This is a genomic window from Flectobacillus major DSM 103, from assembly GCF_000427405.1.
In the GTDB taxonomy this organism is placed as follows: Bacteria; Bacteroidota; Bacteroidia; order Cytophagales; family Spirosomataceae; genus Flectobacillus; species Flectobacillus major.
This window is the reverse complement of the sequence record NZ_KE386491.1, coordinates 1860503-1884297: the sequence shown is the minus strand read 5'-3', so window position 1 is coordinate 1884297 and position 23795 is coordinate 1860503. Positions and strand designations below refer to the sequence as shown.

Annotated in this window: 18 protein-coding genes and 1 pseudogene; 16 read left to right on the top strand and 3 right to left on the bottom strand. The window is 36.2% G+C overall.

Going from position 1 to position 23795, the window contains the following annotated elements; all coding sequences use genetic code 11:
* Positions 1-25 precede the first annotated feature (25 nt).
* Positions 26-2443 carry a TonB-dependent receptor gene (locus FLEMA_RS0109745; RefSeq protein ID WP_026995313.1) on the bottom strand — a complete coding sequence of 806 codons (2418 nt, stop codon included), beginning with the start codon at positions 2441-2443 and terminating at the stop codon, positions 26-28.
* Positions 2444-2823: 380 nt separating this feature from the next.
* Entirely contained in the window at positions 2824-3516 is a 693-nt protein-coding gene (locus FLEMA_RS0109740; RefSeq protein ID WP_026995312.1) for an HAD family hydrolase, read from the bottom strand.
* Positions 3517-3602: 86 nt separating this feature from the next.
* Here FLEMA_RS0109740 and FLEMA_RS0109735 point away from each other — a divergent pair, with 86 nt between their 5' ends.
* Complete coding sequence (locus FLEMA_RS0109735) at positions 3603-4547, top strand: helix-turn-helix transcriptional regulator (RefSeq protein WP_026995311.1); 945 nt, start codon at positions 3603-3605, stop codon at positions 4545-4547.
* On the opposite strand, the gene FLEMA_RS0109730 is transcribed toward FLEMA_RS0109735, so the two are convergent.
* The gene (locus FLEMA_RS0109730; protein WP_026995310.1) at positions 4544-5881 is read right to left on the bottom strand and encodes a chloride channel protein; all 1338 of its coding nucleotides are present in this window, start codon (positions 5879-5881) and stop codon (positions 4544-4546) included. The genes FLEMA_RS0109735 and FLEMA_RS0109730 overlap by 4 nt on opposite strands.
* Positions 5882-6380: 499 nt before the next feature.
* Here FLEMA_RS0109730 and FLEMA_RS0109725 point away from each other — a divergent pair, with 499 nt between their 5' ends.
* The 15 genes and pseudogenes from FLEMA_RS0109725 (at position 6381) to FLEMA_RS0109645 (ending at position 23794) form a co-directional block, all read left to right on the top strand.
* On the top strand, positions 6381-7415 hold the full coding sequence (locus FLEMA_RS0109725; protein ID WP_026995309.1) for a hypothetical protein: 1035 nt from the start codon (positions 6381-6383) through the stop codon (positions 7413-7415).
* Positions 7367-10495: a hypothetical protein gene (locus FLEMA_RS0109720; RefSeq protein WP_026995308.1), complete on the top strand. Its 3129-nt coding sequence runs from the start codon at positions 7367-7369 to the stop codon at positions 10493-10495. Before FLEMA_RS0109725 ends, FLEMA_RS0109720 begins: the two co-directional genes overlap by 49 nt.
* A 17-nt stretch (positions 10496-10512) precedes the next feature.
* Entirely contained in the window at positions 10513-13965 is a 3453-nt protein-coding gene (locus FLEMA_RS0109715) for a DUF6443 domain-containing protein (RefSeq protein ID WP_044171190.1), read from the top strand.
* 4 nt (positions 13966-13969) lie between these two features.
* Complete coding sequence (locus FLEMA_RS0109710) at positions 13970-14332, top strand: hypothetical protein (protein WP_026995306.1); 363 nt, start codon at positions 13970-13972, stop codon at positions 14330-14332.
* Positions 14333-14474: 142 nt separating this feature from the next.
* Positions 14475-15296: pseudogene (locus FLEMA_RS0109705) on the top strand (RHS repeat domain-containing protein); the annotation flags it as partial.
* A complete protein-coding gene (locus FLEMA_RS0109700; RefSeq protein WP_026995304.1) occupies positions 15283-15945 on the top strand; it encodes a hypothetical protein in 663 nt (220 codons plus the stop codon). The pseudogene FLEMA_RS0109705 and the gene FLEMA_RS0109700, both read left to right, overlap by 14 nt.
* 94 nt (positions 15946-16039) lie before the next feature.
* Positions 16040-16441: an IS1/IS1595 family N-terminal zinc-binding domain-containing protein gene (locus FLEMA_RS76565; protein WP_081681298.1), complete on the top strand. Its 402-nt coding sequence runs from the start codon at positions 16040-16042 to the stop codon at positions 16439-16441.
* A gap of 183 nt (positions 16442-16624) precedes the next feature.
* Positions 16625-17053 (top strand): hypothetical protein, encoded by a 429-nt coding sequence (locus tag FLEMA_RS0109685; RefSeq protein WP_026995302.1) that lies wholly within the window; start codon positions 16625-16627, stop codon positions 17051-17053.
* Positions 17054-17336: 283 nt separating this feature from the next.
* Complete coding sequence (locus FLEMA_RS0109680; protein WP_026995301.1) at positions 17337-18491, top strand: RHS repeat domain-containing protein; 1155 nt, start codon at positions 17337-17339, stop codon at positions 18489-18491.
* A gap of 1 nt (position 18492) precedes the next feature.
* Positions 18493-18828 (top strand): hypothetical protein, encoded by a 336-nt coding sequence (locus tag FLEMA_RS0109675; protein ID WP_026995300.1) that lies wholly within the window; start codon positions 18493-18495, stop codon positions 18826-18828.
* Positions 18829-18868: 40 nt separating this feature from the next.
* Positions 18869-19861, top strand: a complete 993-nt coding sequence (locus tag FLEMA_RS68095) for an RHS repeat domain-containing protein (protein WP_052354048.1) — start codon at positions 18869-18871, stop codon at positions 19859-19861.
* A gap of 10 nt (positions 19862-19871) precedes the next feature.
* A complete protein-coding gene (locus FLEMA_RS0109665) occupies positions 19872-20198 on the top strand; it encodes a hypothetical protein (protein WP_026995299.1) in 327 nt (108 codons plus the stop codon).
* Between the two features lie 475 nt (positions 20199-20673).
* Positions 20674-21864 (top strand): RHS repeat domain-containing protein, encoded by a 1191-nt coding sequence (locus tag FLEMA_RS0109660; protein WP_026995298.1) that lies wholly within the window; start codon positions 20674-20676, stop codon positions 21862-21864.
* Positions 21848-22261, top strand: coding sequence for an SUKH-3 domain-containing protein (locus FLEMA_RS0109655; protein WP_026995297.1), 414 nt, complete (start codon positions 21848-21850; stop codon positions 22259-22261). The genes FLEMA_RS0109660 and FLEMA_RS0109655 overlap by 17 nt, the downstream gene beginning before the upstream one ends.
* Positions 22262-22492: 231 nt before the next feature.
* On the top strand, positions 22493-23794 hold the full coding sequence (locus FLEMA_RS0109645) for an RHS repeat domain-containing protein (protein WP_026995296.1): 1302 nt from the start codon (positions 22493-22495) through the stop codon (positions 23792-23794).
* Position 23795: the final 1 nt, after the last annotated feature.

Below are 23795 nucleotides of genomic sequence, written 5' to 3'. Positions count from 1 at the left end.
AAGAAAGAAGGGGTGAAAATACGACTTATAAAAATTTGAAATTATAAGTCAACGAAATAAACGGTGCTCCAAATACGCTCAACTCATAAGGCTTGATACTACCAAGTGCCGATTTAAAAAATACCGAATAGGCATTTTGTCGGGCATAGATATTATATATCGTAAAAGTCCAGCTTCCCTCCCAACGTTTATCTTTCATAGAAGGATTGGTAATAGTCCAAGAAAAATCTAAACGATGATAATCTGAAATCCTTCCATTATTACGAGATTCGTATACTGGATACTTTTGATTGTCGATAGCAAATATCCCAACTGGCGAAGAAAACGGACGACCCGTTTGGTAAGCAAATGTAAACGAGAAACTATGATGCCTAGTAGGCTGAATATTCAACATCATATTTAAGATATGAGGCTTGTCGTAGTTGGACGGAAACCAGTTGCCGTTGCTTATCTGCTGAATTTCTGGAAAATCGCCTCGCATCTGTTGCAAACTACGAGCATACGTATAACTCACCCATCCGCTCAGTTCACCTTTTTTCTTGGTAAGCATAAGTTCTAAGCCATACGCTTTTCCTTCACCCGAAATCAACTGCGTTTCAATATTTTTGTTCAACTGTAAATTAGCCCCAGAAATATAATCTAATATATTGTTGGACTTACGGTAATATCCTTCAGCCGAAAGCTCCCAGATATTTTCTTTGAATGTATGGAAAGCTCCCAACGACAAAAAATCGCTTTGTTGTGGTTTTACATATTCATCGGCCAGTTTCCATCGAGCGGTAGGCAATGGCGTGGTGTTATTTGAAATAAGCTGAACAAATTGCTGCATTCGGTTATATCCTAATTTCAGCGTACTGTTTTCGCCCAAAGAATATTTCATAGTAACTCTTGGTTCAAAACCTCCGTACGACTGCATAACCTCGCCATTAGCAAACTGCTTTGTACCGATAATCGACCCTACCGATTTGGGTTCTGAGTCGGCATAATAATTGATTGTTCCAGCACCATAAGCCCAATAACGAGCATAACGTAAGCCTGCCTGAATCGTAAATTTATCATTTACCTTAAACTCATCATCTACAAAAACACCCATTTCCATCGACTGCTCCTTGGGTAATTCTACCGCTGCAATTCTCGACTTCACCTCTTTGTTCAAGCTTCCTGGTGCAATGTCATATCGTACCAAACTCGCCCCAAAATTGATTTTATGAGCATCGGAAGGACTATAATCAAAACCTATTTTGAGGTTATTATACAATACACTATTTCTCAAATCAATATTATTGACCGAGTCGGGTGCATAGGTAAGTGTTTTGTAAAAACTGGTTACGCCTACCACTTCCATACTTAGCTGAGGATTAAAATAGTGACTCCAGTGAAGAGCGGCATTTTGATGCCCGTAGTCAAATTTCGTTTGTTTGGCAATCACGTTTTCAAGACTAAACAAAGAATCTACCTGATAAAAATCTTTACTAAGATAAGCCGATAGCGAAAAGGTATTATTTTTATTAGGACGAAAATATACTTTTGTAGCTAAATCATAGAAATTAGCCTTGGTATTTTTGATATTCTCAGGGCCAAGCCATTTAAACAAGAAGTCGTTGAACGACACACGCCCAGCCACTAATACCGATAGTTTTTCCTTGATAAGAGGAACTTCAACCATGGCTCTGTTCGACACCAAGCCTACTCCGCCCGACAGCTTAAACTTCTCTAGGTTAGGTTCGGTTACTTTAATATCTAATACCGACGCAGTACGCCCTCCAAAACGAGCAGGAATACCTCCTTTATAAAGCTCTAACTCACGTATGGCATCAGAAGCAAATACCGAAAACAAACCAAATAAGTGTGTTGGGTTAAAAATAGGCATATCGTCGATATAGATAAGGTTTTGATCAACGTTGCCTCCTCTAACATTTACGCCATTAGACCCTTCCCCCACCGACGAAACCCCCGGCAATGTCTGAATAGACCGAATAATATCAACCTCCCCCATCATTGCGGGCAGCTTTTTGATTCCCTTGATATTTAACAAAGTTACACCCAACGAGGGTGTTTGGATACTTTTGCGAGTAGCCTGACTCGACACAATAACCTCCTCTAGGGTTTTGCTAACATCCTCCAACTCAATTTTGAGTTGCTCATCCTTTTGTAAAAGTAATCTGGTTCTATACGACTTATAACCTACACTACTTACCTTGATGACATATTCGCCTGGAGGCAAATAAATTTTGAAGCGGCCAAGGCTATCAGTAATATAGCCCGACTTCCGAAAATCCAGTGACAGGGTAGCTCCACGAATGGGCATTTCGGTGCCATATTCAGTAACAATACCCTCTATTGTAAAAAATTGAGGGCTGGTATTTTGAGACACACTTTCAAAACATAACATCAATAGGAAAGAATAAAATAGCCACTTGTAGCACGGTAGAATTAGTTTCATGTTGAATAACGTTATTTGAGGGCAACCAGCCAAACCTTTGGCCAGTTGAGCAATTTACGTAAATTCTTACTATTTGTAATTCCTTTCTATACGTACAAGGCAATCCTTTCGATAAATAGTGTCTTTTTAGCTACGTAAAGGCCTAAAACAAAACTACCTCAACTAAACTTTTGGTTTAATTGAGGTAGTCGATACTCATCTTCAATCATAAATTGATAATAGCCCAACAGCACAATTACACGCTAAGCATTTTACTGTTATAGGCTCATACAAAGCTAACCGACTATATCCTATAAATCAAATTGATATTTTATATACCCATATAGATATAAACGATACCACATTGGCCACACTGAGCTACAACCCTACTCTATGCCCTATTATTGGCTTTGTAAAAGCAGCAAAATAGACGAAAGCCCTTGCCCTTCATAAAAATGAGGATGTTCTACAACATGTTCTACTTTTTCATGAGCCCATGTAGTATGATATGGCACATGTACACCATAACCACCAATAGCCAATACTGGCAAAACATCGGATTTTAGCGAATTCCCAACCATCATAAACTCTTCGGGCTGTATATCAAGGTGTCTGATGAGCTTCAGATAGTCAGATTCTTTTTTATCAGACATAATTTCGATATGGTGAAAATAACCTTCCAATCCCGACCTTTTGAGTTTGCGTTCTTGGTCGAGCAGGTCACCCTTGGTAGCCACCACTAGCCTGTACTGCCCTTGCAGGTTTTTTAGTACATCCTCTACTCCCTCTAGTAGTTCAATAGGCTTTTCAATCATTTCTTTACCATAAGCAATAATTTTTTCGACGGCATCTATATGAATCGTTTTATCCGAAATCTTCAAAGCCGCCTCAATCATACTCAGTACAAAACCTTTTACACCATAGCCATACAAAGGCAAATTGCCGATTTCGACCTGCAACAACTCCCTTGCGGCGGTATGCTGTGGAAGGTAGTCTTCTAGCAATTCACAAAAACGCTGTTCTATTTCCTGAAAATACGGTTCGTTAATCCACAAAGTATCATCGGCATCAAAAGCAATTACTTTAATTTTCATACATTTATTTTTTAGTCGTACAAATTCAAAATTAAGACCCTAACTTCGCATAAATTTTACGAAAAAGGTATTAATCATTTCGAAAAATGTATAAAAAAATATCAGGCGAAGATTTTTCAGGTTTGATCAGCAGGCAGTTTGACCACAATGGAGCAAACCAACAAAACAATACGCTCCATTCGCCTTATTTTGACTGTTCTAGCTCGATTCTTGTCAATCAGCATTTTCATATTTTACATATCAAAGCAGATTTTCGAGAAAATATGTTGGTACAAAACATGAACGACAGCGACCATTTGAGTCTTCATTTTCAGCTAAAAGGATATTCTAATGCTCGAATTAGTGGTTTTGAACATACTCAATCTCTCAAACAATATCAAACTAGGGCTATTTCATGTTGTCAGATACAAGCTAGTTATGAATTTCCAGCCCAGAAAAACTACGAATACATTACCATAAGTGTCAAGCCCAGTATTGTTCCATCGCTATTAGCCACTATCGACTGGCCAGCATATCAGGAATTGGCACTGGCCAATCAGTCGTTTTCGATTACAGAACACGCACAACCTTTTTTAGCCGAACAGCTTCAAGTGATTCAACAACTTCTCAACAACCCTTTTCCGAACGATTTACAGGAACGGTTTCAGTTTTTGAAAATTGCAGAATTACTTCTTTGGTACAAAAGCATTCCAGCAACTTACCCTATAGCCAAAAGCCCCATAAGTGCATCGGATCAAGAGAAGCTATGGGCATTAAAAGACTTTCTGGATATTCATTACCTAGAGCCTCTTGCGGTACATGATTTACCCAAAATATTTTTACTCAATGATTTTAAGCTAAAAACAGGCTTCAAAGCTCTTTTCAATACAACCCCTTATCAATACATACTGGAGCTACGGATGCAATACGCCCGCCAGTGCCTCCTCGACCAGCCCAATTATTCGATAGATACCCTTGCCGAAAAATTACATTACAGCACCAAAGGCCATTTTATGACAGCCTTTAGAAAACGCTTTGGCAGGCTTGTCTAAGAACACGATTCTACTTCCTTCAAATAGGTATGTTTTAGATGGTCATAAAAAGAATGTTTGTCTATGATCAAAGAAACATAGCTAGCCACCAACCCCGCCAGCATTAAGTGCAGAATAAGATTGTTGCGGTCGGTCATTTCTAGTACCAAAATAGCTGATGTAAATGGCGAACGAGTTATACCCGTCAAAAAAGCAACCATTCCTGTCAAAATCAATACGTTGGTATGTGAAGGCGATACCTCCAACAACCCTGCAATCCATGAGCCAATACTGGCACCTGTAGCCAAGCCTGGAGCAAATATCCCACCTGCTCCACCAGAAGTAAATGAAAAAACAGAACTAATCATTCGCAAAATAGGCAAATACCAAGGAAGTGTTTTTTGATCGGTAAACAACAACTGCATCATAATTTCTTTGCCCGAGCCCAATGCCTGCCCTGAGATAAAATAAGCCATACAGGCTATCAGCATAGCACAAAATAAGGCATATCCAACATGATAAGCCTTTGATGGCAACCGCTTTTTCCAAGCCAATACGCCTAATATAACCTTAGACATCCCACTGCCCAACAACCCTGCCACACTGGCTACCAGCACCACTGCAAAAAGTATAAAATACGAGATATGTTCTACTTTAGGAAAACCCAAATACAAATAAGGCCCAGCAAAAGCTTGTGCTGTTAGGCCAGCAATAATTACAGCCGTAAATATAGCCGACTTAAAATAACTAATATGCGTTTTGGTCAACTCCTCTACAGCGAATACAATGCCGCCAAGAGGGGTATTAAATGCAGCAGCCAAACCTGCGGCTGCACCCGTCATTATCATATTTTTATTGGCAATTTTTGGATACCAACTTGGCAGCATTTCATTGATTTTTCGGAAAATAGAGGCCGAAATCTGAATGGTTGGGCCTTCACGCCCCACAGCACCACCCGACATCACCAGCAGCATACTCGATAGTATTTTGATAATGACAATCCTAACACTTAGCAAGTGTTTGATTAAATGGCTCTGCTTGGGTGTAGCTAGATCAATAGCCGCCATTACTTGGGGTATTCCACTACCCTTCGACAATGGCTCGAACCTTTCTACAAGCCACCACGAGGTAACAAACCCAACAGGAGCTACCACAAAAATCGCCCAAGCATGACTTTCAAAAAGCTGAAAAATAAGATGTTCCGCCAAAGCAAATAACTTGGCATACAATACCGCTACAAAACCAGTAATCAAAGATGCTGCCCAGAAAGGGATAGCCTGCAAAATATTGTGCTTAATTTTTTTATTCTTGATTCTACCAATAGCAGAACTAAATAAGCGAGCTAGTTCACTCATAACATACTATTTTAAATATTTAACTTTCCAAAACGATGACAAGGTAGTTACCTTCATCAAATTTCAAACCCTGTATTACTCCATAGGGCAAAACTCTAATCAAATTCTAACAAGTATCGAACAGAGGTTATTAGACATCTTCGAGAAATACAGGGTTTAAGTAAGCAGTAATAAGCAATCATTGAAGCTTTCTATTTCAACCATTCTATTATTATCTCTAAATCAATCAAGTATTTTTTTGTATTTAACACAATTGACTCATAATATTGTAGTATAAATCAAAAAATACCCGAAAGTCGCTTAATTAGTTATCTACAATTTTCAAAATATACATACATGAAAAACACTTATTCTAACAACTGCATCGTCACCTATTTAGCTAACAAATCTTCAAAAATCCAAAAGTCATCTTGTATACATATCGTATTAGATAAATAATATCATCATTCATTCTTAGGTATCCTACAACTATACGTTCAATCATTTGAACAGCCTTATCATGTTAAAACTATACAAATTATTCATCATAGCTATTGCTATTATTGGGTTTGGCGACTCATTATTATTAGCCCAAACACCCCAAAAGGACTCATTAGGTGTTATTCAGAAAACTCTTCCTGCCAATCTGGCATCGGTATCATCGACACTGTTATCATCCTACGAAGCCCCTAATAATTTGCTAAAATTAACACCTCCCAATGTTGCGTCTATAGAGCAGTATGGCAATATCGCCATTAATTATAGTACAGGTCAACTAAGTAATATCATACCCTTGCACACCATTGATGTAGGCGATAAATTGTCTATTCCGATTCAACTTTCCTATAATAATTCGGGCTTAAAACCAGAGCAAGTGCCCTCTTGGGTAGGTAATGGATGGGATTTGAATCTTAGCGGAACGGTGGTGCAATATATAAAAGGTATTGATGATTTTTCTGCTGGAGGCTTACAGTTTACTAGCTCTGAGTTGCAAAGTTATACCAATGGCTCGATGACAGGCTACACAAAATATCAGTATAGTACAGATGTTATTAATAGTAGCAAAGATTCACAGTACGATGTATTTTCATTTAATTTATTAGGAAAAACAGGCAAATTCTATTTCAATGGAAACAATGTGGTGTTCTTCAACTATATGCCATTAAAAGTAAGCTTCACTAATAATATTTTTACAATTACAGACCAACAAGGCTTTGTCTTTCAATTCAGTTTATTTATTAATTCTGACGGGTTCATTACTGGAAATACCGACCCCTTTCTTGTAAGTACCAAAACTTGGTACCTTACCAAAATTATTACACCTTCGGGTGTAGAAGCTACGTTCAACTATAACGCCGATATAGCATATTCAATCGCCGCAGCACATACTTCTTATTCGGTGGGTGCTAGTGTTAATAGTAGTGGTTGTGTTCAATCTAGCCAATTTGCTTATCAGGGACAAGACTCCAATATTACAGTGGGTCAGTATTTATTGACAGAAATTCTTTGGAAAGGCAAAAAATTGTTTTTGAAACAATCCCAAGAGAGGATTTGAAAGATGCTAACAATAACAAGTCTAAAGCACTAAGTAAAATTAAAGTTTATAACGAAAACAATACCCTCATTAAACAAATTGGATTTGATTTTGGCACATCAAGTTACAGCCGATTACAACTTGACAATGTAGCTATATTAGATATTATGGACAATAGTAAAGTCCAGCAATTTAGTTTTGAATACTATGGTAATGCCAAAAGTATCCTTATCCCTTCTTTGAATAGCAACCCTATCAACAACTCCGTTGACCATTGGGGGTACTACAATGGAAAAAGCAACCTTTCAAAGATACCTCGAGCTAATTATTCGTTAATAATCCCCAATACCTCTACTGATTTTGGTAATGCAAACAGAGCCTCCGATGGAGATGCTTCCAAAATTGGTATGCTCAAAAAAATCACATACCCAACGCAAGGCTCTACAACCATAGCTTACGAGCCCAACACTATTCATTTTGATAATTATGCTAGCATTCCTTTCTTCATGAAAAGTCAGCATGCCAGTGGCTACTCTATATTTCTCAACTCTGGCACTAAAGATTGTAACACAGGCCCTGTATCTGGAACATTTACTGTTCCACAGGCAATTGTGGCAGCCAAGATTACGTGGGTATTGTCGACCAATAGTAGTGATGACCTTTCGTCTTTTAAATTAAGCACTACTGGCTCAGCACCTTACATCATCAATGAATTTGCCCAAAATACAACCAATGGCGAAATGATAACCGATTTACCCGCAGGCACTTATTATTATACCCTATATCCTGGTTGTGTAACACAAACTCAAAATGTAACGGCTCAGGCTTCTTTCAAAATCGAACAACCTGTAACCCCTTCGGGAGGTATCGATTTATCTGTAGGAGGCAATAGGGTTTCTAAAGTTATTGATTATGATGGAACAAGTGCTTATCATGAACGTAATTTCGTCTACGAAAATGCCAATCTATTAGACATTCCTTTTTATGTTTCTACTATCCAAACAGGCAAAGGAATTGGCTCTGAGGGAGGTCTTTGTGGACAAATAATCTGCGGAACAACTTATATTTTGGGTGAAAACAACGTACACGCTTGGGATGGCTTTCATGTTGAATACCTCAAAGTAACCGAAAATCACGGGGCAAATGGCAACAATGGTAAAAAGATATATCGATACGAACCCAATGTATTTGTGGGAGGCCCTATTGCTACTAGCCCATACCCATCTACATTTAACCTCAATTGGCGAAGCGGCAACCTACTCATCGATGAAACCTATCGCAACGAATCGAGTGTTTTTACTATTATGCAAGAGGTTCAAAAAAATTATACTCCTCTTACCATTTTCCCTATTACCCAAAATGGAATAAAAATTGGGCGAAAACTCACGTGTCCTTCTGGAAGCTATGCAACATCCAATCCCGACCTGTATTTCAACACCGCTCTTCAGCCAGTATTTTCAGATAAATTTGCCATTAGCTCCGAAACAAGTAAGTACTATGCCGAAAACAATACACTTAGTAGTACCAAAAATTATACCTACAATAATGATTGGTTATTACAAAAAACAAGCACAACTAACAGTAAAAATCAAGTCGTAGATATTATCAACTATTACCCCAATGATTTTAACAATGGCATTGCCAACACCCAAATTAACACCCTCAAAAACAAACATATTATTGGTATTCCACTAAAAGTAATTAAGAATATTAATAATAAAACAGTAGATGGGGTTTTGATCAATACCGATGCGGTTGGCAATCAAACGGAAATATATCATTTCGAGAATAATAATTTAATAACTCACAACCATAATCCTAGTACCTTTTTCGACACCAATTTCTATCTATATGAAACTCGAAAGTACAGTAGTAAAGGCAATATAGTAGAAATAACCCCTCGAAATAGCACCTCCAAAACTTATGTATGGGGCTATAAACATTCTTACCCTATAGCAGAAGTCATCAACGCCACCAAAGCACAGGTAGAGGCTCAAATAGGTAATCTAGAAACGATTGCAGAGTATACACAAGACGCTCAAATTTCGGCTATCGGAAATACCCTAAGAACCAATATCCCAACAGCCTTCGTAACATCGGGCGTTCTAACTTCGGGCGTTGGCCTCAAATCTATCAAATCAGCGAATGATATTAGTTCGTATTTTGAATACGATTCTTTTAATCGCCTAAAAATAATTAGAGACAATAGTAATTATATCGTCAAAAACTATACTTATCGCTATGCCGAAGCAACAGGTGGAGGTAGTTGTACAGTGGCAGCACCTACAATCTCAGCAACACCAGCCTCAATAGGCTGTAATGCAGTATTAACAGCTTCTGGATGTAGCGGAACTGTTACTTGGAGTAATTCACAAACTGGCAATACCATTACAGTACCTTCAGTAACATCCACCACCTATACCGCTACATGTACCACCACTTGTACAAGTGTGGCCTCTAGTCCAATAACAGGACTAACCTACCCTACTGGCTGGAATGCCACAAATATTGGAAGCCCCGCTATCAATGGCTGTTTGGTATTAGGCAATAATACGATAAGAATGCAGGCCAGCCCATCAGGCGGAATCGGTGGTACAGACAACGATGTCCATTATTACCTCAATAAACAGTTTTCGGGTAATGTCACTATCATGGCCAAGATAAGTAGCATGACCAATACTGCTAATATAAGAGCTGGTATTATATTCAAATCGGGTCTTGGTACTAAAGATATATTTTTTTCGATTGTTCAAGATGGTAACAACACCGTTGGCAAACTTCATAGAAGTGCTGTCAATGACCCTGTTACTATTTGGCAATACGACAACAATACTCCTGCTGGTGTCTGGTTAAAAATCAAAAAAAAAGGCAATACCATTCAGTCTTATTATAGTACAGCCTCCAACCCAAGTATCAATAATGATACAAACTGGACCGAATTTTTACCAAATCTTTTTGGCTCAGCCCCAAGTATTACCTGGGGCTCTAACTTTCAGATAGGCTTAACTTTAGAGAATCCACCCAGTGCCAATACATCTACGGCACAGGTAGTATTTACTAATGTCCAGATAAACGACAATGGTTTTATCTCTAACTTTTAAACTACCTCTACATCACCATGAAAAAGAATTTACAACTATTGATATTAATGTATGTTGTTAGTGCTATCAAGCTTCAGGCTCAAAGTATTTCTACTAACAAAAATGCCATCATGGAACAAACGCCCCGTGAAGCAACCACTTCTTTAACGGGGACATACGCTACCATACTCTCCAACATCAAATATTTTGATGGACTAGGACGGCCTACTCAATCCATTATATACAGAGGTACTCCCGATGCTAATAAAGACATTATCTCATCAACCTCTGAGTACGATAGTTTTGGGCGAAATTATAAAAACATCCTACCCGTAGCTTCAGAAACTAACACGGGTGGGTTCGCCAATCAGGCACAGTCATTGGCTCAATCTTTTTATAACGACCTATATCCTTTTACCCAAGTTGCTTTGTACGAAAATTCGCCTACAAACAGACCCCTAAATACCTATGGGGCAGGAAAAAACTGGCGTGACAACAATAAATACACCCAATCTAAATACCTAATTGCCAACAGTAATGAGGTACTGTTATTTGATGTTAGCAGTATAGGGGCCAATATTACTGGAACTTATGGTGCATCACAGCTCTATAAAAATGAAACCATATCAGAGCAAGGAAACAAAACTGTAGAATATACCGATAAAGACGGCAAAACCATTCAAAAAAACAGCCAAAATGGCCTAAATAGTTATTTAAGTACACTTTACATTTACGATGATTTTGAGCGATTACGCTACGTTATACCACCCCTAGCACTTAGTAAATTTGGTACTGAAACAGGCTTATTACAAAACTTTTCAGAAACAGACGACATCTTCAAAGAAGGCATCTACGGCTATCATTACGACAACCAAGGGCGTTTAACCGAAAAACATATCCCTGGAACAGGCTGGACACGCTATGTTTATGACAAACAAGACCGAATCGTCCTCGAAAACGATGACAAAGATGCCAATGCCAGTCCCAACTACTGGAAGTTTAGCCAGTACGATGCCTTAGGAAGGGTAATCCGAACAGGACTTATCAATAACATTGGTACTTATAGCCGTAGCCAATTACAAAGCGAGTTTGATGCCGTAAGCGTTCCCTACGAAGAAAGGGGCTCAACCCTTTTGGGCTATACCAATCGCTCGTTTCCAAGCAGTTATACCCCTGCCGAGACCAACATAAAAACCGTCAACTACTACGACGATTACACATGGCAAACAGAAACAGCCTACAACTTCCAGCCGGCCAATGCCTTCCATACACAAGCCAATACCAAAGGCCTCCAAACAGGAGCATTGGTACGAAACGTTGAAACCAACGACTGGTACAAATCTGTCAACTATTACGATTATAAAGGGCGAGTTATTCAGACATTTAACCAAAACCATTTGGGCGGTATCGACCGTACCGATTTCCAATATCGCTTTAATGGAGAAATTCTTGCCACTAGAATCACACAAAAAAAACCAGGGGTTAATGATTTAGTAGAACTCTATGAATATTCCTACGACCACGTAGGAAGAAAAACCACTTTTTCGCATAATAGCAAAGTTGTAGCCAAATATCAATACGATGAAATAGGACGGTTAAAAACCAAAACATTCGCTCCCGCTGGTACTCCTATAGGAAGCAAACAATCGGGACAATGGACAAATACCGCTACATGGCTCAGCAATAGCATACCTACTATAGAAGATATAGTAACCATCAACTCAGGGCATACCGTAACAATGCCCTCCAATACAACAGCCTATGCAGGAGCATTGGTAATGAACCCCAATGCCAACCTTGCCATGCAAAACATTGGTCAACTCAATATAGGAAATGCCAATATCAACACCCTATACAGCCTTGATTACAAATACCATATCAGAGGCGGATTAAAAGGCATCAACCTCGATGCCAATAATGATTTAACCAATAGCCTATTTAGTTACAAACTAGACTACGAAGAAGATGGTACATATTACGACGGAAATATCAGAAACCAATATTGGAAAAGCAACATCGACGGTATCCAAAGAGCCTATCAATACAACTACGACGGGACTTCTCGCATCACCGCTGCCACTTATGGAAGTACCAAAGCTGGTGAAAACTATGCCCTAAATAACGTAATTTATGATGCCAATGGGAATATCCTTAGTCTTAGTAGAAATGGTGCAACGAATACCAATTATACCAGTTTTGGCAATGTCGATAACCTAAATTACACTTATCAAACCAATTCCAACAAACTCCTGAAAATTCAAGATGCCACCATTGGCAATCCAGACTTAGGTGATTTTAGAGATGGTAATATTACTGGTAACGATTATGATTATTACGCTGATGGTAGTTTGAAAAAAGACTTAAACAAAGGAATTGATAGTATCAAATACAATTATCTCAAATTAGTCAATCGAATTAAGTTTAGCAATGGAACTTGGGTAAACTATCAATATGATGCCAATGGAAAGAAAATCAAAAAGGTTACTTCTCAAGGAATAACAACCGATTATATTGCCAATAAAATTTATGAGAATGGTAATCTGTACCAAACCTCTCACGACGAAGGAAGAATTGTCAATGGTATTTATGAATACAATATCACTGACCACTTAGGTAATCTAAGAGTATCATTCAAAGACTCCGCAGGAATTGCCACACCTCTTCAAAGCCTATTCTACGACCCGTGGGGCTTGTCGATGAAAGGGATGGCAATTACACGAAATCCTGCTAACTTCAATAAATTTCAATTTTTAAATCGAGAATTACAGGTTGAAACAGGCTATATAGACTTGATTCACAGACAGTTTGACCCTACTATTGCAAGATTCACTAGTCAAGACCCTGTAATAGAAGGACAAGAACACTTATCTTTATATCAATATGGGTGGAATAATCCGATTCTCAAATCTGACCCTGATGGTAAAGAACCATGTTGTGGAGGAGTAATAGATTTTGTTTCAGGAACTATAGACGCTATCATGGAAAACAATATTCCATTAGCGACAAGTTATGTAAACCCCAACGGTTCTAGCTCTTACCGTGCAGGAGCAACAACAGGTCATATACTTTCAATGATTGGAGCAACAGCCGAAATCATCACAGGTATAGGTGGCGATGCAACAGCAGCGGTAGGAGAAGGCGTGACATTAGGGGGAGCCACCCCAGTAGCAGTACCATTGGCAACAGGTAGTACTAGCATGATTTTACATGGTGGTTCTACGTTTGCAAAAGCAGCTTATTATCTTAATTCCGAGGGAAAGAAAGGGAGAGATAAAGAGACACAGGGAAACTTTGAAAAAATGGGTAAAGAAAAAAGAAGCTCAGCAGAAAGAATGCCTAAAGATGCTGCAAAAGAGGTAGGTGTGGATTCAAAAAAACTTGGTAAAGCAATACATGATTACAAAAAGAAAAATAATATGGGCGGAAAAGATAATTTATCGTGGAAAGAACTTATAAGTTTAGCCAAATCATTAAAACCAACAAAGAAATAATTATATGAGAAAGAAAAAAAATAGCGACGAATATGGTATTAGCTTTAGGTACGCTGTGGATTCAAAACAGGTAGCGGATTTAATTTGTTCGAAATTAAAAGAAAAGGATATTATTCATAGTTTTAACGTATCATCAATAGATGGTTCTTATGTAATTATCATTGATGATATAGATAAGGTATTTTTTGATGCAGAATATATTAATAAACTTAATAAAGAAATAAATATCAATCGAGAATCATTTGATTTCTTTGTTTATTTGACATCTAATAACATGATGGGAGGTATGTCCATTTCTAACAAAATAATTGACTATATCCGAATAATCGGAGGTAATAGTATAGAAATTTCCTATGTAATAATTTAAGTATATATCCCTACTCGGCGTAGTGAAAACACTACGCCGTTGTATTTACCAATCTCACAATCGAACCAAATACCCCGAGAGGTTTAAACAATAGGAATGTTAAAAAGCCACACCTCTTCAAAGCCTATTCTACGACCCGTGGGGTTTGTCGATGAAAGGGATGGCAATTACACGAAATCCTACTAATTTCAATAAATTCCAATTCCTAAATAGGGAAACGCAATTTGAAACAGGATATATAGACTTGATTCACAGACAATTTGACCCCCAAACGGGACGTTTTACCTCTCAAGACCCCGTTATAGAAGGACAAGAACACTTATCTTTATATCAATATAGTTGGAATAATCCAATTCTCAAATCTGATCCTGATGGTGATTGTCCTTTTTGTCCTGCGATTCCTTTATTACCTGAAATCGGTGCAGGTGTAATTGCACTAGGAGAATATATAGCAGGCTCTACTTTAGGTTTAGCAGTGGGAGCAGGTTTAACCAAGTTAGCAAACTCTGGTGTATTAGCAGGTGGTGGAAATAGTATTGTGCCATATTATGCTCAAATGAAGGCTAAACAAGCTGAAAAAGAGCTAGCGGTTAATAGTGTTTCATCAAGTAATGAGTCTAAAAGCTCAAGTAAAGGCGACAATGGCAAGAATGGCGGTTCGTTTGATGCTGGAAAAGATACAAAAAGCACAACTCAAAAAGAAGCTTTCAACAAGGCTAAAGAACAAAATGGCATTCCCAAAAGTCAGCAGCCTAAACAGCAGTACAAAACCCCAGATAAAAATACAGGAAAACCATTACGAACTTATGAATATAGAAATAGTAAAGGAGAGAAAGTTATTATTCGTAAAGATAATCCTGTAACCTATCCAGATGGAGGAAAACAAGGAGAGCATTATAACGCAGGCAAAGTAAAAGATAATACAGAAAAACTAAAACAACATCATAACTATGAAAATGATTAAATATGACATCACGAAAGACTTTTTGTTATACAATGTTTGGAAATCTGACGAATCATTTCCTATAAAAAAAATCAATGAAAATTCCAAAATAAAAGAACTTCAAAATTTCGAAATTAGAGAGTATTTATTTGAAGGAATGAGGTCAAATAGAAATCAAAACAATTTTATATCATTATTAAATGATTTTAAGAATCAAATTTTAGCTCATATTCTTAATCAGAGAAGAAATGTTTTTCTTTTTGGTTTAGAAAGCGAGTCAAATGTGATTTCTAAAATTCGTAGTTATAAAGGACTTATAGATAGACAAGTAATAAACTCAGAATTATTTATTCAAAAAGAACAGATACTATCTAATAATCAAAGTAGATTTGCTTTTGTTGCAAGAATAAAAGAGAATAATTTTGATTATCTGTCAAGATTCTTTTTTGATTATACAAATTCATTCATCATAACAACACATAATGATTATTTGAATAATAAGTTTATTGATGATATATGTTTCTTACAGAGATTAGAAGGGTGGACACATATTGATTTATTAAATATCATGCTTGTTTTTTGTCCCCAAGGAGATATTTTATACAGAATTGGTGGTAATGATGGAGAAGATTACTGGAGTTTACAAGAGTTTGTCAAGAAAGAATTTTAGTCCATATAATTAATGTATCTGAAAAAAGACACTCTGATTTTTGGTAGTCCTGTAAATGTAATGCTTTATTTATCTTTGATATAAAAAAGGTAAAATGAACTGTAGTCACTGTGGTAGTACAACAACAAAGAAGAATGGTCATACCCATTATGGGAAACAAAACTATTTATGTCATAGTTGCAACCGTCAATTTGTAGAAGGTGGTCAAGATTGGTTTGTATCGGAGTCTGATAAAATCTTTATCAACAAATTGCTTTTAGAGCGAATTTCGCTATCAAGTATTTGTCGAGTATGCAATGTGAGCGAGCAATGGCTTTTAGCCTATATTAAAAAGTTATATGAAGCCTTACCTGATGATTTGAATGCTGACTTAACCTTGCCTGATATTGAAGTTTATTTAGCAGACAGGATGGATGAAGAAATAGGTAGAATAGAGGTTATAAAAAAAAATCGGTTGCATTACAGGACTACATCCAAGTACCAGAAAGTGAGGTGATTACAAAAGGAGATAGTCTTTTTGAAGAGTATTTGGTTGATATTGAAAATAACGATTTGTTAGTAACGGAATTGTATAGCAAAGAGCGATGTACAGGGAGGAAACTAATAAGAACCCACATAAACCACGGTGTAGCAGGTAAAAAACATATATTTTTCAGAAATGCAAAAGAATTAAGAAAATATGTCAAAGAATAGCGTTATAGAGAATCTCCAGAACTGCAGTAGTAATGATTCTTCATTATACAACACTGTTATTTTATTCTTAGTTAAGAATTTACAAAAATTTAGAAATGAATATGACTTCGAAATAGAGATAGGCAAAAAAAATGTAGATATCTCTATCGAAAATAATGGATTATTTCTCTTTATTTATTTAGATGAAGATACTTTGAGCTTGAGATATATTCAAAGTGAATTTTACATTTTAATAAATGAGATTGTACTAGAAGAATTAGAATTATTACTATCCGAATTTTTCAAGGGGAAATATGAGATAATATCATTTACTTATCAAGGATTGATTGTAAAACAAGAACTTAATTTCACAAACCCTAAAATAATGAAATACAATCAGATTGATATATATGGTACAAAAAAAAGAGGGCTATAACTGGCTTATTGTGTAACTCATACAGGTGTTAAAGCTGGCAGTCTCCCACAAATTGTGTAAGTATTAAACATAAGTCATCTCTAATAATTCGGGATGACTTCTATTAATCTATTCCAAATTCGCTTTTGCTTTAACAATAACTTTATTAACAATTGTTACCCCTTCTATACACAAAGATGTTTCAGGTAATGATTACACCTACTGGCAAGATGGCTCACTCAAAAGCGATGCCAACAAAGGCATTACGCTCATTGAATATAATTATCTTAAACTACTTAAAAAGGTGGTACAAAATGGCGTAACTACGTTGTATCAATACGATGCCACAGGCAAAAAATTAAAAGAAACCATTGGTTCTGATATTACCGATTATTCAGCCAATAAGATTTATAAAAACAATACCTTATATCAGATTTCACACGACGAAGGTAGAATCGTAAACGGAGAATACGAGTATAATATCACTGACCACTTAGGCAATCTAAGAGTAGCCTTCAAAGATTCACTAGGAATCGCCAAGATTACACAAGCTAATGCCTACGGTGTTTGGGGTGAAGATTTACCAACTTTGAGTTATCAAAATACCCCGAACTTAAATAATTTTAAGTTTACAGGTAAGGAATTTGAATCTCTAACAGGATTAAATGATTTCGGGTGGAGGCAACAAGATCCTATTTTGGGAATAATGTGGGGGATTGATGCACTAGGGGAAGATTTTAAACATCTAACACCATTTAATTATGTAGAGAATAACCCTATTTCTAAGACTGACCCCGATGGAAATGCCTCAGAATATGTTACAACTCAATATATAGACCCTAATGGAAATACTATCATTAATACTAATGATGGTAGAAATGATGTATTTGTTGTACATTGGGACAAGCTGAAAAATTTCAGAAATAATGTAAACAGTGCTTTACCTGAAATTACTAATTCGATTGGCTGGAATGACTATTGGCGTAGTGAAAGTAGATTACTGATACCAAGTTCATTGATAGATATGCACCATTCACAAGCAGCCATAGACAAGTTAATCAAATATGCACTCTCAAATAATGGCGGAGATATGTTTGATTATGTTTTTGAAGAGATAAAAGCTCAATGGCAGACTCTTGAGTTAGTGGTAGGTGGACTGAGTGCTGGATTTGGAGGTTATACTATGTTGGGAACAAAATCTGTAAAGTCATTAAAGGGAAATGTAGCCAATAACTTTAAACGATTTTTAAGTAAAGTTCCATCTAATTCAAAATCAAACGCTTCTTACAAAATGTTGGATGATGGAAGTTTCATATTTGAAGCAACCTCACCAGGAAAAGTACCCGGATCAAAAGCAATTTATCAAAAATGGGTAAATTCAGAAGGCGAAACCGTAAAAATGTTAAAAACCACAGTAGCTCCAGATGGTAGTATTATTCATGTAAAACCAAAAAAGTAAAATGAAGAATAGGAAAGATATATTAAATGAACTTATATATTTCAATGCTAATTTGAATCAACTTGAAAATGAGCTTTCAAAATTCGCATGGGATTTAGATGAACCAACCATAGTATTAACAAAAAATATTTTATCTAACGTAATTCGTAGATGTATAAACAATGAAATATCTTTCGTTGAATTAGAAAGTTGGGCTAATTTAATTGAATGTAGAGATGATATAGGTTTTGAAGATGAAGAAACTCAAAACATCATGTTTGAATTATCCAATCCTGAAATAAATGAGCCAATAACTATTTCATTACTCGAAAATATTATTAATGGTTTGAAAAATTGACTATGTTCTTCCAGATACTCACATTTGAAAGCTAATTGATATGAATTTGCAAATCGTCAAGCCAAGTTTGCTACGCTATAACGTAGTGGGCTTGGCTTTTGTGGTAAAACAACGTTTTGAATACAATATCACAGACCATTTAGGCAATCTAGGCATAGCCAAGATTACACAAGCTAATGCCTACGGTGTTTGGGGGGAAGATTTACCGACTTTGAGTTATCAAAATACCTCGAACTTGAATAATTTTAAGTTTACAGGAAAGGAAAGCTTACAAGGAACTGGTTATACAGATTTTGGAGCACGATGGTATGATAATATTGTGCCTAGATTTATCACGATTGACCCGTTGGCTGAAAAAAATCACTTTGAAAGTGGTTACGTTTATATTCATAACAGCCCTTTAAAATACATAGACCTCGATGGTAGAGATGGTGTTTTGATTGTTTTTCCCGACTACAAAATATCAACACCAGTAGGGAAAGTAGGTGGATTAGGTCACGCAGGAGTACTTCTGATAGATAATAAAACAGGTCTTACAAAATACTATGAGTATGGTCGTTACGATAATGAAGGCAAAGGTTATGCAAGAACTGTTTCGGTTTCAAATGTCAAAATCGGGAAAGACGGTAAGCCAACAGAGGCATCTCTAAATAAAGTATTAGGTCAAATTTCAAAGAAATCTGGTAATGGGACAAGAATAGAAGGTGCTTACGTTGAAAGTGACAATTTTGATGCTATGAATAATTACGCATCTGGAAAGGTAAAAGAAAAAGATGACCCTAAAAGGAAATCATATAATTTGGCAAATAATAACTGTGGCACTTTCGCATGTGATGTACTCAACCAAGATCCCAACGTAAAAGACCAATCCCCATCAATAAGCGACCCAAGACCCAACAGCATTGTACAAGAATATCAAGGCACTTATGGGACAGTAGAATACAATCCAAAAACAGGTGGAACAAAAGAAACTGTTGATAAATCTCGTTATCAAGAAATTTTAGATAAAATGAAATCATATTTTAAGCAATAGAAATTAAATAATGAAAAGAATTTTTAACATTTTAATATTAGCTACTGTCTTGGCTTGTAACCCAAATGAAAGGGAAAAACCTGAAACAGTTCCCAAAAATGCTATTTGGAAAGGTGGTGTTGATGGAGGTTGCTGGATTTTATTTAAGTCCGTTACAATTGAAAAACTTAACTTGGTAATATTTTATGAAGATGGCGGGGTGTGGGAACAAGGAATATACAAAAAGGTGGGTAATTGTAATATTCCTGAAAATGAAATTATGAACTCAATTATAGGATTTAATGGACAAGAATTGATTTTTAAACAAAACTCTTGTGAGTTTCAAAAAACGAAGTAATATTTAAATGACAAAAGCCCTCAAATTGAGGGCTTTTGTGTTTACTCTAAATCTTCCAGTAGTTCTTTCAATTCTTTTTCAGAGATATTGTCTTTCACTTGCTTATCATACATGAAAAACAACATAACTCCTTCATTATCAGTAATTAATCAAATATTCAACGAAGCTATACTTTTAGTTATGACTATGCCAAACACTTAAAGTCTGCTGTTTATTCAGGAGTAAATGCTGAGAACTATGGAATGCCCTTAATTACTTATGATGCCAATGGAATATCAAAACTCTTTCAAGAAATGGAGCAACAAATACCAATTATACCAGTTTTGGCAATGTCGATAACCTAAGTTATACCTATCAAACCAATTCAAATAAATTACTAAGTGTACAGGATGCTACCAAAAATAACGTTGATGTAGGCGATTTTAGAGATGGTAATATTACTGGTAACGAGTATGATTATTACGCTGATGGTAGTTTGAAAAAAGACTTAAACAAAGGAATTGATAGTATCAAATACAATTATCTCAAATTAGTCAATCGAATTAAGTTTAGCAACGGAACTTGGGTAAACTATCAATATGATGCCAATGGAAAGAAAATCAAAAAGGTTACTTCTCAAGGAATAACAACCGATTATATTGCCAATAAAATTTATGAGAATGGTAATCTATATCAAACCTCTCACGACGAAGGACGAATTGTCAATGGTATTTATGAATATAATATCACAGACCACTTAGGTAATCTAAGAGTATCACTCAAAGACTCCGCAGGTATAGCCGTACCTCTTCAAAGCCTATTCTACGACCCTTGGGGTTTGTCGATGAAAGGGATGGCAATTACACGAAATCCTACTAATTTCAATAAATTCCAATTCCTAAATAGGGAAACGCAATTTGAAACAGGATATATAGACTTGATTCACAGACAATTTGACCCTTCTATTGCAAGATTCACAAGTCAAGACCCTGTAATAGAAGGACAAGAACACTTATCTTTATATCAATATAGTTGGAATAATCCGATTCTTAAATCTGACCCTGATGGTGAGTATCCAGGGGAAGGTCTTTGGAATAAATTTAAGAATTGGTTAAATGGTACTCCATCAGAATCTAATAAAATAATAGGTCAAATATACAGTAATACTGCTTATAATGGTCATACAAGAAACCCTCAAACAAATCAACAAATAGTAGTAGATGCTATCGCATCATCAATACAAGTAATTGGTCAAGAGCAGCGAGGAGGATTAGGTATGACAAGAGCAGCACTGACACAAACTCCAAGACGAACTGTACCATCAGCAAGAGCTGCTGCTGTAGCACATGCTGAAAATTTAAGAAATAATTCAACAAAACCTTTACCAACAGTTACAGGAGCTGCAGTGGATGTAAGTACGGGAAAAGTAGTAGTCCAAGTTAGTGGTAAACCAAACCCAACAGCTTTAAATCCCGTGTTGCAATCAACAGCTCCAAATCCAAGTTTAGAACCTTGGTCTATTTGTAATTGTGGAGAGACAAAAGCAGTAAATGTTTTGGTTAATGAAGGTTCATCAATTTTCAATATTAAGTACCATGCTGTAAGAACTAAAACAGGAGAATCAATGGCACCTTGTCGTAATTGCCAAGAGACTCTCCAAAACGCAACACATGAAAAACATGATTAATAAAACAATTCTAAAAAAATTAGAGTGGACTCCAAACAGAAAAATAAATATTGATCCCATTAAAAATCACCTAATTGATAAGGGATATTTTTGGTTTGAGAAAGTAAATGTTTTCTTAGAAGAATTTGTTTTTTTGAAAACAGAACAAATGCACTTTGATGTTCTGAAAGCAGAGAGAGATATTGACTCTTCATGGATTCTTAAAGAGTATTCTCAGCGGTTAGAAAATGTAGAGTTGTGTATAATTGGTCAAGCATATAACGACCATCTGACTCTTTTTATGGACTCATTTGGTAAAATTTATGGTGGATATGATGAGTCTTTATATTTTATTGGAGACTCGTATGAAACAGCCATTGAAAATATATATTTTAATCAAGAATTGATTGAATTGTAAATATCACATTCCACGCTGTTTATTTAGTTTTTTGCCGTAGTTGGTATTCGTTCTTAGCAAAAAACGTTGCATACCATTCTGCGGTGTTTTTTCACCCACAACACATATGGCAGCAACGCCCCGGGTAATTTTCAAGCCAAGTCTATCTATCAAAAATAGGCAGACTTGGCTTTTTGATTAAACTATCTATATTATTTTAATAGCAGATTATTGAAGACCAGAATACTGTATTTGAACTATACTTATAATACCAACTCCAACAAAATACTAAAGGTCGATGATGTTTCAGGAGAAGAGTCAAGTTTCAAAGATGTTTCAGGGAATGATTACACCTACTGGCAAGATGGCTCTTTAAAATCAGACAATAATAAAGGTATTTCAATCATTGAATACAACTATTTGAAGTTACCTAAAAGAATCGTAAAAGGCTCAACTACGATTTTATACCAATACGATGCCACAGGTAGAAAATTAAAAGAAACGATTGGTTCTGATATTACCGATTATTCAGCCAATAAGATTTATAAAAATGCTATCTTGTATCAGATTTCACACGATGAGGGTAGAATCGTAAACGGTGAATATGAATACAATATCACAGACCATCTAGGCAATCTAAGAGTAGCCTTCAAAGATTCACTAGGAATCGCCAAGATTACACAAGCTAATGCCTACGGTGTTTGGGGGGAAGATTTACCAACTTTGAGTTTTAGAAGTACCTCGAACTTGAATAATTTTAAGTTTACAGGTAAGGAAAGCTTACAAGGAACTGGCTACATAGATTTTGGAGCAAGATGGTATGATAATATTGTGCCTCGCTTTATCACTATTGACCCACTGGCAGAGAAAATGAGAAGATGGTCACCTTATAATTATGCTTTTGATAATCCGCTAAGGTTTATTGATCCTGATGGGATGAGTCCAGAAAATCCATTTAAAATTTTGAGTAAACATACTGGTGCACAATCAGTTCAAGCTCCATTTAAACAAGCTGTAGGTACTTCTAAAGAAATTTTTACAGTTAAACTAGGAACTCAATTATTTGGAGCAGGAAAGGAAATAAAATTAGGAGAATTAGGTACAGCAAAAGCAGAGTTTTCTTTATACCCTGTTGAGTTATCCACAACTACAAAAGAGGTTAAGAGTGAAATGAATGCCTTTAAAATTGGTTTAGGAATTACTACCAAAGGGGGAGATTTTTCTAAAGAGTTTAAAGCAGGAACCTATTCAACTACTATAGGAAAACAAGGAGCAATTTCTGAAGAAAACATCTCTAGTAGTAATTCTATTGCTAATGGTGATGCAAGTTATAATACAACTGATAAATCTTTGGCAATAGGTATAAAGCTTGGTACATTTGCAGCTAGCATAGAAGCAAATCTTGAAAAAGTACAAGAAACATTAACTAATACATTGATAGGCTTTGGCAATCTGTTATCTGAGACATTTACAGATTTTACCAAAAATCAGTTTGATTCGTCGAAAGAAGCAATAGACAAAAAAAGATACATACAAAACATTAAAAAACAATAGA

What these genes read in the sequence shown, in the direction of transcription:
- FLEMA_RS0109745 (WP_026995313.1), bottom strand. Translation starts at nt 2,443, where the DNA reads ATGAAACTAATTCTACCGTGCTACAAGTGGCTATTTTATTCTTTCCTA.
- FLEMA_RS0109740 (WP_026995312.1), bottom strand. Translation starts at nt 3,516, where the DNA reads ATGAAAATTAAAGTAATTGCTTTTGATGCCGATGATACTTTGTGGATT.
- FLEMA_RS0109735 (WP_026995311.1), top strand. Translation starts at nt 3,603, where the DNA reads ATGTATAAAAAAATATCAGGCGAAGATTTTTCAGGTTTGATCAGCAGG.
- FLEMA_RS0109730 (WP_026995310.1), bottom strand. Translation starts at nt 5,881, where the DNA reads ATGAGTGAACTAGCTCGCTTATTTAGTTCTGCTATTGGTAGAATCAAG.
- FLEMA_RS0109725 (WP_026995309.1), top strand. Translation starts at nt 6,381, where the DNA reads ATGTTAAAACTATACAAATTATTCATCATAGCTATTGCTATTATTGGG.
- FLEMA_RS0109715 (WP_044171190.1), top strand. Translation starts at nt 10,513, where the DNA reads ATGAAAAAGAATTTACAACTATTGATATTAATGTATGTTGTTAGTGCT.
- FLEMA_RS0109710 (WP_026995306.1), top strand. Translation starts at nt 13,970, where the DNA reads ATGAGAAAGAAAAAAAATAGCGACGAATATGGTATTAGCTTTAGGTAC.
- FLEMA_RS0109700 (WP_026995304.1), top strand. Translation starts at nt 15,283, where the DNA reads ATGAAAATGATTAAATATGACATCACGAAAGACTTTTTGTTATACAAT.
- FLEMA_RS76565 (WP_081681298.1), top strand. Translation starts at nt 16,040, where the DNA reads ATGAACTGTAGTCACTGTGGTAGTACAACAACAAAGAAGAATGGTCAT.
- FLEMA_RS0109685 (WP_026995302.1), top strand. Translation starts at nt 16,625, where the DNA reads ATGTCAAAGAATAGCGTTATAGAGAATCTCCAGAACTGCAGTAGTAAT.
- FLEMA_RS0109675 (WP_026995300.1), top strand. Translation starts at nt 18,493, where the DNA reads ATGAAGAATAGGAAAGATATATTAAATGAACTTATATATTTCAATGCT.
- FLEMA_RS68095 (WP_052354048.1), top strand. Translation starts at nt 18,869, where the DNA reads ATGAATTTGCAAATCGTCAAGCCAAGTTTGCTACGCTATAACGTAGTG.
- FLEMA_RS0109665 (WP_026995299.1), top strand. Translation starts at nt 19,872, where the DNA reads ATGAAAAGAATTTTTAACATTTTAATATTAGCTACTGTCTTGGCTTGT.
- FLEMA_RS0109655 (WP_026995297.1), top strand. Translation starts at nt 21,848, where the DNA reads ATGAAAAACATGATTAATAAAACAATTCTAAAAAAATTAGAGTGGACT.